The organism is Malaciobacter halophilus (assembly GCF_002837275.1).
Taxonomy (GTDB): domain Bacteria; phylum Campylobacterota; class Campylobacteria; order Campylobacterales; family Arcobacteraceae; genus Malaciobacter; species Malaciobacter halophilus.
On record NZ_NXIF01000043.1, the window covers coordinates 1 to 10,211 of the forward strand.

General features: G+C 27.4%; 15 protein-coding genes. 3 read left to right on the forward strand and 12 right to left on the reverse strand.

Annotated elements, in window-relative coordinates; genetic code table 11:
* Positions 1-67 precede the first annotated feature (67 nt).
* Positions 68-406: a GNAT family N-acetyltransferase gene (locus tag CP960_RS11195; RefSeq protein ID WP_101185582.1), complete on the forward strand. Its 339-nt coding sequence runs from the start codon at positions 68-70 to the stop codon at positions 404-406.
* A 262-nt stretch (positions 407-668) separates the two neighbouring features.
* On the opposite strand, the gene CP960_RS11200 is transcribed toward CP960_RS11195, so the two are convergent.
* Positions 669-986 carry a DMT family transporter gene (locus tag CP960_RS11200; RefSeq protein WP_101185583.1) on the reverse strand — a complete coding sequence of 106 codons (318 nt, stop codon included), beginning with the start codon at positions 984-986 and terminating at the stop codon, positions 669-671.
* Between the two features lie 2 nt (positions 987-988).
* A complete protein-coding gene (locus CP960_RS11205) occupies positions 989-1,573 on the reverse strand; it encodes a TetR/AcrR family transcriptional regulator (RefSeq protein WP_101185584.1) in 585 nt (194 codons plus the stop codon).
* 130 nt (positions 1,574-1,703) lie between these two features.
* Here CP960_RS11205 and CP960_RS11210 point away from each other — a divergent pair, with 130 nt between their 5' ends.
* The gene (locus CP960_RS11210) at positions 1,704-2,414 is read left to right on the forward strand and encodes a DNA alkylation repair protein (RefSeq protein WP_101185585.1); all 711 of its coding nucleotides are present in this window, start codon (positions 1,704-1,706) and stop codon (positions 2,412-2,414) included.
* Between the two features lie 3 nt (positions 2,415-2,417).
* Here the strand turns inward: CP960_RS11210 and CP960_RS11215 are convergent, their stop codons facing one another.
* From CP960_RS11215 to CP960_RS11245, 7 genes are all read right to left on the reverse strand, one after another.
* Positions 2,418-2,954: a dihydrofolate reductase family protein gene (locus CP960_RS11215; protein ID WP_101185586.1), complete on the reverse strand. Its 537-nt coding sequence runs from the start codon at positions 2,952-2,954 to the stop codon at positions 2,418-2,420.
* A 114-nt stretch (positions 2,955-3,068) separates the two neighbouring features.
* Positions 3,069-4,706 (reverse strand): chaperonin GroEL, encoded by a 1,638-nt coding sequence (groL, locus tag CP960_RS11220; RefSeq protein WP_101185587.1) that lies wholly within the window; start codon positions 4,704-4,706, stop codon positions 3,069-3,071.
* Between the two features lie 63 nt (positions 4,707-4,769).
* Entirely contained in the window at positions 4,770-5,027 is a 258-nt protein-coding gene (gene groES / locus CP960_RS11225) for a co-chaperone GroES (protein WP_099311475.1), read from the reverse strand.
* A gap of 122 nt (positions 5,028-5,149) precedes the next feature.
* Positions 5,150-6,001, reverse strand: a complete 852-nt coding sequence (locus CP960_RS11230) for a polyprenyl synthetase family protein (RefSeq protein WP_196778336.1) — start codon at positions 5,999-6,001, stop codon at positions 5,150-5,152.
* Between the two features lie 10 nt (positions 6,002-6,011).
* Positions 6,012-6,335, reverse strand: a complete 324-nt coding sequence (locus CP960_RS11235) for a YbaB/EbfC family nucleoid-associated protein (RefSeq protein ID WP_101185588.1) — start codon at positions 6,333-6,335, stop codon at positions 6,012-6,014.
* Entirely contained in the window at positions 6,328-6,711 is a 384-nt protein-coding gene (panD, locus tag CP960_RS11240) for an aspartate 1-decarboxylase (RefSeq protein ID WP_101185589.1), read from the reverse strand. Before panD ends, CP960_RS11235 begins: the two co-directional genes overlap by 8 nt.
* A 12-nt stretch (positions 6,712-6,723) precedes the next feature.
* On the reverse strand, positions 6,724-7,086 hold the full coding sequence (locus CP960_RS11245; RefSeq protein WP_101185590.1) for a (2Fe-2S) ferredoxin domain-containing protein: 363 nt from the start codon (positions 7,084-7,086) through the stop codon (positions 6,724-6,726).
* A gap of 134 nt (positions 7,087-7,220) precedes the next feature.
* Between CP960_RS11245 and CP960_RS11250 the strand changes: the two genes are divergently transcribed.
* Entirely contained in the window at positions 7,221-7,751 is a 531-nt protein-coding gene (locus CP960_RS11250; protein ID WP_101185591.1) for a peptidylprolyl isomerase, read from the forward strand.
* Between the two features lie 13 nt (positions 7,752-7,764).
* On the opposite strand, the gene CP960_RS11255 is transcribed toward CP960_RS11250, so the two are convergent.
* From CP960_RS11255 to CP960_RS11265, 3 genes are read right to left on the reverse strand one after another with little or no spacing between them, the layout of a single operon-like run.
* The gene (locus tag CP960_RS11255) at positions 7,765-9,138 is read right to left on the reverse strand and encodes a response regulator (RefSeq protein ID WP_101185592.1); all 1,374 of its coding nucleotides are present in this window, start codon (positions 9,136-9,138) and stop codon (positions 7,765-7,767) included.
* Positions 9,128-9,529: a response regulator gene (locus CP960_RS11260; RefSeq protein ID WP_101185593.1), complete on the reverse strand. Its 402-nt coding sequence runs from the start codon at positions 9,527-9,529 to the stop codon at positions 9,128-9,130. The genes CP960_RS11255 and CP960_RS11260 overlap by 11 nt, the downstream gene beginning before the upstream one ends.
* The gene (locus CP960_RS11265) at positions 9,529-10,053 is read right to left on the reverse strand and encodes a chemotaxis protein CheW (RefSeq protein ID WP_228152068.1); all 525 of its coding nucleotides are present in this window, start codon (positions 10,051-10,053) and stop codon (positions 9,529-9,531) included. Before CP960_RS11265 ends, CP960_RS11260 begins: the two co-directional genes overlap by 1 nt.
* Between the last annotated feature and the right edge of the window lie 158 nt (positions 10,054-10,211).

Below are 10,211 nucleotides of genomic sequence, written 5' to 3' on the forward strand. Positions count from 1 at the left end.
TACTTTAAAGCTCAAGCATGACACTTTGATGTCACTTTATATAGTCATACTTTTTTTAAAAAGTTAAATGAAAGTAAAATTTACAGACAATAAAATATTTATAAAAGATGAAAATAGAGCATTTTTAAACGCAACTTTTTGTAAAAATAGTAAAACAATTTTTATTGAACTATTAAAAGTTGAAAGAGATTATAGAAATAAGAATGTTGGAACTAAAGTTTTAAAACGTTCATTAGAGTTTTTTGAAAAAAAAGGTTTCCAAAAAGTAGTATTAAATGTACTTCCTTTAGACTCAAATAGCTTAAATTTAGTACAATTAAAAAATTTTTATAAAAAGCATGGTTTTATAGAATCTCCACAAAAAGCCCTTTCTAGGCCAAATTTAATGATTAAATATATAATTTAGATAATTTTATTGATTTATTTTAATAATTTAATTTACATTTAAGTTAATAAAGTGCTATACTTATCTTATCCAAAGTAACGGAGGTTATGAAAGATAGGAGTTTTAAATAGATAATTTAAAAGAACAACTTATCACTGTTACGAAGAAATCATAATTTAAGTCACTAATAAAGACTTGGGGAATAAACACAGGATTTATTTCTAACAATCATGAAAAAAGGGGAAAAAGTTAAAACTTTTTCCCCTTTTTTATTGTTACAACTCTATGCATATTCAAGTTTTAGCATTACTGTGCCTACAACAATTAATAAAACTGCTATTAATTTTTGAATACTCATAAACTCTTTAAAAACTATCCAACCTAAAAGAGTAATAGCAACTGTTCCAAAACCTGCCCAAATAGCATATGCAGTACCAATGTCAATTTTTTTAACTGATATACCAACTAATGTAAATGAAATAATGTATAAAATAACAACTGCACCTGCCCAAAAATAACTATTTGTAATTGATGCTTGTTTTATACAAAGTGTTCCCATTACTTCAAATACTATTCCTGCAAATAAATACCACCAATGCATTTTTATTCCTTTAATAAAATCATTGATATTTCTTTTAAATAAATACTCAATTCTTTTTGTAAATTAAACTTACTATCTACTAAATCTCTAAAATACATACCATCAGCTGTAGAGCAAATAGATTTAATAAACTTTTTTTTATTATTACTAATTTTATACTCTTCAAAAATCTTTAATAGTTTTTTATCCACATATTCATAATAAAAGTGATTATAATGTGTTACTTCTTTTTTATTTGAATATAAATATGTTTGAAAACTTGCAAAAAATAACTTTCTTAAACTTTTTGATAATTCATCCTCAGCTATATAAACATTAAAAAAACGCAATAAACTCTCTTCAAAACTGTTACATTTTTTTAAATCAATTTCACATATTTTAAAATACTCTTTTGTTTTGCGTTTCATAACTTCAAAAACAAGCTCCTCTTTTGTTTTGAAATAGTGATAAAATTGACCTTTTGATATATCTATTTTTTCTATAAGTTTATTTAATGAAATTTTTTCAATTTCTTCTTTTTTAAATTGCTCATACGCTTTTTTACAAATCAACTCTATTTTTTCTTCTTTATTTACAACTATTGGCATAATAAACCTTTAATAAACTAGTGGTTTATTATAATTAACTCTTACTTTTATTTTTATAAACCATCAGTTTATTTAATACTTTTTTAAAAAATTTGTTAAAATTAATTAAACTTCTAAATTAAGAGCATTTATGAATAAAATAGAAAAAATAAAAAAAGACTTAGATAATTTTATAGATAGTGATAATATAAATACATATAAAAGATTTTTCAAAACTAATATAGGAGAATATGCACATAAAGATATATTTTTAGGAATAAAAGTTCCAGATATTAGAAAAATTGTAAAAAAGTTCTACTTTACTCTTAATTTTGAAGAGATAAAAGAGTTTTTACACTCACCTTACCATGAGTATAGAATGTTTGCACTTTTAGTTTTAACACATCAATATAAATCAAAAAAAATAAATAAAAAAGATGAGATTTTCAATTTTTATATTATAAATATATCTTGGGTTAATAATTGGGATTTAATTGATGTAACTTCTTCTCATATTGTAGGTGATTACTTAATAAAAAAAGATAAATCAATACTTTATGAGTTTGCAACATCAAATAATTTATGGAAAAAAAGAGTTTCAATTATTAGTACTTTTGCTTTTATAAATAATGGGAATTATCATGATACATTAAAAATTGCAGATATTTTACTTGAAGATAAACATGACTTAATTCATAAAGCTGTAGGTTGGGCTATTAGAAATGTAGGTAAAAAAGATGAAAATACAATGATAGAGTTTTTAAATCAAAGATATAAAAAAATGCCAAGAACAATGCTTAGATATGCAATAGAAAAACTACCTGAAAAGCTAAGACAAAACTATTTAAAAACGAAAATATAATACTTATCTTTGTTTTTTATATATAGTTTGAGTATAAAATTGTGCAACGATCTTAGTATCAATAATCTTAAAAAGTTTTGATTTTGTTAATTTTGAAAATAAAGGTTTCCCTTCTCCTAATAAAATAGGTATTGTAGAAATTATCATCTCATCAATTAAATCATATTCTAAAAAATTTTGAATTGTTTTTCCTCCATCAATGTACAAATTTTTATACCCTTTATTATTTAAAAAGTTAACTAATTTTAAGGGTTTCATATTAAGTAGTTCTATCTTATCTTCATATCCTTTTGGAATAGATTGCATAGAGCTACTAAGAACAAATACTTTTTTATTATAAGGCCACTTATCATTAAAGTTTTTAACAACATTGAATGTATTTTTACCCATCACTACACAATCAATACTATTCATAAAATTTGAAAATTCATTTTCTATTTTCTCATTCACTGGTACAATATCTAACCACTTAACACTATTATTTTTATCTGCTATATATCCATCTAAACTAACAGCGATATATACTCTATTTGAAAACATCTGAAACCTTTAATTAAAAAATGAAATTTAAAATTTCTGAAAAATTATAAATAAAAAAACCGCACCTTATAAAAAGGTGCGGTTAACAAATAATTAAATAAGTTTTAACTATTTTTACATCATACCAGGCATTCCACCCATTCCACCCATATCAGGCATAGCAGGTGCACTAGCTTTCTCTTCTTTAATATCTGTAACTGTAGCTTCTGTTGTTAAAAGTAAAGATGCAACTGATACAGCATTTTGCATAGCAACTCTTTCAACTTTTGCAGGGTCAACAATTCCTGCTTTGAACATATCTACATAATTTCCAGTTGCTGCATCAAATCCATAATTAATATCATCTGATTTTGCAACTTCATTTACTACAACACCAGCATCAAATCCTGCATTTGTAGCAATTTGTTTTAGTGGAGCTGAGATTGCTCTTAGTACAATATCCGCACCAATTTGCTCATCACCTTCAAGCTCTAAAGCAACTTTTGCAGCAGCTTTAATTAGTGCAGCTCCACCACCAATTACAATACCTTCTTCAACAGCAGCTCTTGTTGCACTTAAGGCATCATCAACTCTATCTTTTTTCTCTTTCATTTCAGTTTCAGTAGCAGCACCAACTTTAATTACTGCAACTCCACCAGAAAGTTTTGCAAGTCTTTCTTGTAATTTCTCTTTATCATAATCACTTGTAGTATTTGCAATTTCATTTCTAATTTGACCAACTCTTGCTTCAACTGCTTCTGCACTTCCTGAACCATTTACAATAGTTGTATTATCCTTATCAATTACAACTCTAGCAGCCGTACCAAGAGAGTCAATTCCAGCACCATCTAAAGTCATTCCCATCTCTTCAGAAATAACTGTACCACCAGTTAACACTGCAATATCTTCAAGCATTGCTTTTCTTCTATCACCAAATCCTGGAGCTTTAACAGCCGCAATGTTTAATGAACCTCTTAATCTATTTACAACTAATGTAGCTAATGCTTCACCATCTACATCTTCTGCAATAATTAAAAGAGGTCTTCCTGCTTGATTAACTGCTTCTAAGATTGGTAACATCTCTTTTAAATTAGAGATTTTTTTATCATATAATAAAATATATGGATTATCCATCTCAGCAATCATCTTTTCTGAATTAGTTACAAAGTATGGAGATAAGTAACCTCTATCAAACTGCATACCTTCAACTACATCTAACTCATCAGAGATTCCTTTAGCTTCTTCAACAGTAATAACACCATCTTTTCCTACTTTATCCATCGCTTCTGCAATCATAGAACCAATAGCACTATCAGAGTTTGCAGAAATTGTTGCAACTTGTTCAATTTCAGTTTTATTTGCAACTTCTTTTGATGCATTTTTTAATTCAGTTAATATAGCTTCTGCTGCTTTATCCATTCCTCTTTTTAAAGTAATAGGATTAGCACCAGCAGTTACATTTCTTAATCCTTCTTTGAAGATTGAATAAGCTAAAACAGTAGCAGTTGTTGTACCATCTCCTGCTTCATCTGCAGTTTTTGAAGCAACTTCTTTTACAAGTTGAGCTCCCATATTTTCTAAAGTATCATCTAATTCAATTTCTCTTGCAACAGATACACCATCTTTAGTGATATTTGGAGCACCAAAAGATTTTTGTAATAGTACATTTCTTCCTCTAGGTCCCATTGTTACTTTTACAGCATCAGCTAGTTTTTCAACACCTGTAAATAATCTATTTCTTGCATTATCACTAAACATTACTTCTTTTGCCATATTGCTTGTCCTTTTTTTATTTTTTTATACTTTTAAATTTACTATGCAACTTGCAAAAGCAAATTACATAACTCCTATAATATTTTCAACATTTAATACTAAGTATTCTTGACCTTCAAGATTTAACTCTGTTCCTCTGAATTGTTCAAATACTATAGTATCTCCCACTTTAACATCCTCTACTTTTGAACCAATAGCTTCTACTGTAGCAGTATGCGGCTTCTCTTTTGCATTATCAGGAATATAAATTCCACTTGCAGTTTTATTTTCAACTTCTGTTCTTTTAACTAGAACTCTTTCTCCTAGTGGTTTAAAATTCATTATAGTATCTCCTATCAAGTTTTAAAATTAGATTAGCACTCTATTTTTTTGAGTGCTAAATTTTATAAAATTTTTTATTTTTTGTCAAGTAGTTTGAGTTATTTTGACTAAAAGTTTTAATATTATTTATGTCTATGTAGATATTTATGAAGTAACTCGTCTAAAGAGTGTTTTAATTTTTCATCTAAACAAGCCAATTGTTCTTCACATTTAGCTGCTAAACTATCAGCAGCATCAATAGCTCCTTTTAATCCTAAAAGATTTACAAAAGAGTTTTTAGCATTATCATTATGTGTTGTTTTTCCAGCCTCTTCTTCACTTTGTGTTTCATCAATAATATCATCTTGAATTTGAAACAGTAAACCTATATCCATTCCAAAATTATATAGTTTATCTTGTAAAGAACTATCATATTGTGCGATTATTCCACCCATTTTTAAACTTGCAGCTATAAGTTTTGCGGTTTTGTGTAAATGTAAAAACTCTAGTTCATCAAGTTTAAGCTTTTGGTTTTCAAAATGACAATCTATTGCTTGACCAATAATCATTCCATCAATGCCACCATCACTTGAAAGTGTTTTAATTAACTCTATTTTTATATCATTACTAAGAGGTGCATTAGCTAAAAGATTAAAACTATGAGTATTTAAAGCATCTCCAACTAAAATAGCTGTTACTTCATCATACTTTTTATGCAAAGTTTGAAAGCCTCTTCTTAAATCAGCATCATCCATAGCTGGTAAATCATCATGAACTAATGAGTATGTGTGTAAAAATTCTACTCCTAAAGCTACAGGAAGAGAGTTACTAACTAAAAGTGGATTTTTAGAGTTTACAACAGATAGTAAGAGCATAGGCCTAAATCTTTTGCCACCTGCTTTTAACATATCTTCTAAAGCTGATTCAAAATGTGGGTGAAAAGTTTTTGAAGAGGGAAGATTACTATTTAAGTAATCTTCAAATTTATCTAGCATTTTTTTCATATTATGATTTTTGTCCAAAAGAGCCCATACCACCCATCATATTCATGGCCATCATTTTTTTATTTTCATCTGATTGTTTAATCACATCATTAATACATGAAATTAATAGTATTTGAAGTGAATCTTTATCTTCTAAAAGTGAATCATCTATTTTTAAATCTATAATTTCACTATTTCCGTTGATTGAAATTTCAACCATTCCACCACCTGCTTTAGAAGTAAAAACTTTTGAGGCATTCTCTTCTTTTGCCTGATTTGCCATATCTTGCACTTGACTCATCATTTCATTTAAATTAAGTTTACTTAAATCAATTCCATCAAACATTATCACTTCCTACAAGTTCATTTGTTACTGTATCAATATTGTTTTTCTCATCAACTATAACAACTGTTGGTTTATAAGTTTCTAACTCTTTTTCACTATATGATGCATAAGCAATAACAATAATTTTATCACCAATTTCAACTTTTCTAGCTGCAGCACCATTTAAACACATATCTTTACTTCCAGCTTTGCCTTTTATTACATATGTAGCAAATCTTTCACCATTATTAATATTTACAATCTCTACTTTTTGTCCAACTCTTAAATGTGCAGCTTGCATAAGCTCTTCATCAATAGTAATTGAACCTACATAGTTCAAATTTGCATCTGTTACAGTTGCTCTATGTATTTTGCTATATAACATATCAAATGTCATTTTATTAACCCTTTATTTTTCTAAACTAACTGGTTCATCCCAATACTGTTTTGGAATTAAAAACTCAGTTACAGGCTCTTTCCCTAGTATATGTTCATCTATTATTCTATCAATTTTTTCCTTAGATAATTGACAATACATATAATGACCTGGCTCTACTAACATCAATGGACCCATTTGGCATCTACCAAGACATGAAGTTCTAATCGCTTGAACAGGCCCCATAATTTTCTTTTCCATTAACATTTGTGATAAATAATTAAACAAATCTTGCGTTTGTTCATTTACACATGAAGGTTTAGGCATTCCTGGTGGTGCACTTTGTTCACATTTAAAAAGAAAAAATGTAGGTTGTGGCATTGATGGCATTTCCATAACAAATCCTTATAGATATAGTAATTTCTTGAATTTTAACAAACAATTATTAAATCTTTATAAAATAGAATTTTTAATAATATATTAAAAACATTAATATTATACTCTTTTTCAAATATTTAAAAAGGAAAGTTATGAAAAAAATTATTTTTCTTCTATGCACTTTGATGCTTACACTACAAGCAGCAAATCCTGTTGCAATAATCAAAACAAATAAAGGTAATATTGAAGTTGAATTAAGAAAGGATTTAGCACCAAAAGCAGTTGAAAACTTTGTAACTCATTCAAAAAATGGTTATTATGATGGTATTATTTTTCATAGAGTTATTAAGAATTTCATGATTCAAACTGGTGATCCAACAGGTACTGGTAGAGGTGGCGAATCAATTTGGAAAAAACCTTTTAAAGATGAGTTTGCACCAAATGCAGTATTTGATAAAGCTGGAATATTAGCTATGGCAAATAGGGGCCCTAATACAAATGGAAGTCAGTTTTTTATAACTACTGTTCCTGCATATTGGCTAAATGGGAAACATACTATTTTTGGATATGTGAAAAAAGGTATGGATGTAATAAGAAAAATTGAAAATGTTCCAACTTCAGGTCAATATCAAGGTAACAAACCTTTAAGTGAACAAAAAATAGAATCAATTACTATAAAATAGAGTAAGCTTTACTCTATTTTGTACCAAAAAGTCTATCCATTAGTGATTTATCACCACTTTGCATAATCTCTCTTTCCATTTTTTCAGATTTTTTAGCTTCTGCTTTTGCTTTCTCTTGCCAGTACTCAATTTTTTGCTCCATCATTTCAGCATTTTCAATTTTGCCTAACTTACGTTTCATATCATGAAGCTCTTGCTCTAGCTCTTCTACTTCTACTTGATAATTAACCTCTATTTGTTTACATTTTTTTTCATAATACTCAATAGTATCTTCAATTTTTGCATTTAATTTTTTAACTTGAATTTTTAAATCTGCATTCTCTTTATTTGCTTTTAGTGCAAAAGTACTCTCTTTTTTATTTTTCTGTTCACTACTTATATAATAATTTAGTTCGCCTCTTAATTTCTTATTATCTTTGTTTAAATTATCTATTTTATATAAATATTTATCTCTTTCTGATTTTACAGAGTTTAACTCTTTTCTTAATTGTTCAATATCATGTTTAAGATTATTGATTATTACTGTTTGTTCAGCAGAACCAGCTTTACTTTTTATAAAAATATCACCTTTATCTTTCATAAGAGCTAACTGCACTTCTCTTTTCTTATTTATCTCATCTGTAATATCTTTTTGTACACATAAAGAGCCAGTAATTTTACTATTATCATCAGTAGTTGTGATAATATAAGTATCACTTATATAGTAACCATTCTCTTTGGTTCTATTTTTAATTCGTCCTTTCCACTCTTTATTATCAAGAATATTTTTATATATCTGTTCATAAATTTTAGGGTCAGTATCATTATGTCTTAAAATATTTAATTCACTTCCAATTAATTCATCTGTACTAAAACTTGTTGTTTTACAAAAAAGTTCATTTACATAAGTTATTTTCATTGTTGCATCAGTTTTTATAACTATATTATTTGCATCAATTACATCTTTATACTTCTCAAGCTCTTCATTCTGTTTTGCAATTAACTCATTTTGATGTAAAATAGTAGCTAGTTCATTTAAGACTGTAAGTAGTTTTCTAATATCAATAGGCTTTACAATATATTCATAAACTTTAAGTTTAATAGCATCTGCTAAGTACTCATTATCAGAGTATGCAGTTGTAAAAATAACAGGAATATCTTTATTATGTTCTCTAATTCTTTTAATCATTTCTATTCCAGTTAAATATGGCATATTTATATCTGATATAATAACATCAATTTCTTGACTATTTTTCACATACTGTTCAATACCATCTTTCCCATCTTTTGCAACAAGGATTTTTCCAAAGAAATTAGATAATAAAGAGGATAATTCATTTCTTATATTATCATCATCTTCTACATATAAAGCTCTTAACCTTTTTAAACTATCTTTATCAAGTGACATCTTTTTTTAATTCCATACTTGTTATTAACTCAATAAATTTCATAAAATCAAATGGCTTTAATAAGTAGTCTTTTACACCAAACTCTTTAGCTTTATCAATATACTCTATTTCAGTATGTGCAGACATAACAATAATTGGTAAATCTGGTTTTTTCTCTTTTAATATTTGAATCATTTCTAAACCATTTAATATAGGCATATTTATATCAGTTATTACCGCATCTAAATCATCATTTGCCTCAATAATTTCTAAAGCTTCTTGACCGTTTTGAGCTGTTAGAAAATTTGCTTCTAACTTGTTTAAAGTATCAGTGATTATATTTATTAAATCATCTTCATCTTCAACAAATAGAAGCTTTAATTTTCTAAGTTCTATTATTTTTTCTTGCATTATGAATCTTTTAGTTCGTCTTTATGTACAACTGCTTCAATATCCATGATTACTAGCATTTGATTATTCTCTAATCTTACAAAACCTTTTAAATATTTTGAAGGAATTGCTGAACCCATATCTGAAACAGGTGCTAATGAAGATGTATCTAATCTTTGAACATCATCAACTTTATCTACAATAATACCAATCATTCTTTTATCTTCAGTAATTACAGCAATTACAGCCGTATTACTATCATAAATAGCTTCACCAGTATTAAACTTGATTCTTATATCCAAAATTGGTACAACTTCACCTCTTAAATTAATTAAACCTTTTACCCAATCTTCTGTATTTGGTAGATGAGTAATAATATCTGGATATGTTAAAATCTCTCTAATTTTTGGCAATTCAATTGCATATTTCATTGCACCAAGCTCAAAAGTCATATACTCACTAGTGTTAGCATAATCTATTACATCATGCTCCTCAGGATTGTTAATATTTGAATTGTTATTCCCATTAGCGTTCATTGTTTCCATTTTTTACTCCTTATATTTACTACTCTTCAAGTTTCCATTTAGCATAAAGTTCTTGAGCAGCTTTAATTTCAGCTTCAGAAGCTCTTCTTCTACATGATAAATAGCCCTTTGAACCATCACAACTCTCAAATGGATATATTGTGGCAAATACCCAATAA

Excerpts from the sequence above, each read along its gene's own strand:
- CP960_RS11195 (WP_101185582.1), top strand. The coding sequence starts at position 68 with ATGAAAGTAAAATTTACAGACAATAAAATATTTATAAAAGATGAAAAT.
- CP960_RS11215 (WP_101185586.1), bottom strand. The coding sequence starts at position 2,954 with ATGTTTTCAAATAGAGTATATATCGCTGTTAGTTTAGATGGATATATA.
- CP960_RS11200 (WP_101185583.1), bottom strand. The coding sequence starts at position 986 with ATGCATTGGTGGTATTTATTTGCAGGAATAGTATTTGAAGTAATGGGA.
- CP960_RS11235 (WP_101185588.1), bottom strand. The coding sequence starts at position 6,335 with ATGTTTGATGGAATTGATTTAAGTAAACTTAATTTAAATGAAATGATG.
- groL (WP_101185587.1), bottom strand. The coding sequence starts at position 4,706 with ATGGCAAAAGAAGTAATGTTTAGTGATAATGCAAGAAATAGATTATTT.
- CP960_RS11230 (WP_196778336.1), bottom strand. The coding sequence starts at position 6,001 with ATGCTAGATAAATTTGAAGATTACTTAAATAGTAATCTTCCCTCTTCA.
- groES (WP_099311475.1), bottom strand. The coding sequence starts at position 5,027 with ATGAATTTTAAACCACTAGGAGAAAGAGTTCTAGTTAAAAGAACAGAA.
- panD (WP_101185589.1), bottom strand. The coding sequence starts at position 6,711 with ATGACATTTGATATGTTATATAGCAAAATACATAGAGCAACTGTAACA.
- CP960_RS11205 (WP_101185584.1), bottom strand. The coding sequence starts at position 1,573 with ATGCCAATAGTTGTAAATAAAGAAGAAAAAATAGAGTTGATTTGTAAA.
- CP960_RS11260 (WP_101185593.1), bottom strand. The coding sequence starts at position 9,529 with ATGCAAGAAAAAATAATAGAACTTAGAAAATTAAAGCTTCTATTTGTT.
- CP960_RS11265 (WP_228152068.1), bottom strand. The coding sequence starts at position 10,053 with ATGGAAACAATGAACGCTAATGGGAATAACAATTCAAATATTAACAAT.
- CP960_RS11255 (WP_101185592.1), bottom strand. The coding sequence starts at position 9,138 with ATGTCACTTGATAAAGATAGTTTAAAAAGGTTAAGAGCTTTATATGTA.
- CP960_RS11210 (WP_101185585.1), top strand. The coding sequence starts at position 1,704 with ATGAATAAAATAGAAAAAATAAAAAAAGACTTAGATAATTTTATAGAT.
- CP960_RS11245 (WP_101185590.1), bottom strand. The coding sequence starts at position 7,086 with ATGGAAATGCCATCAATGCCACAACCTACATTTTTTCTTTTTAAATGT.
- CP960_RS11250 (WP_101185591.1), top strand. The coding sequence starts at position 7,221 with ATGAAAAAAATTATTTTTCTTCTATGCACTTTGATGCTTACACTACAA.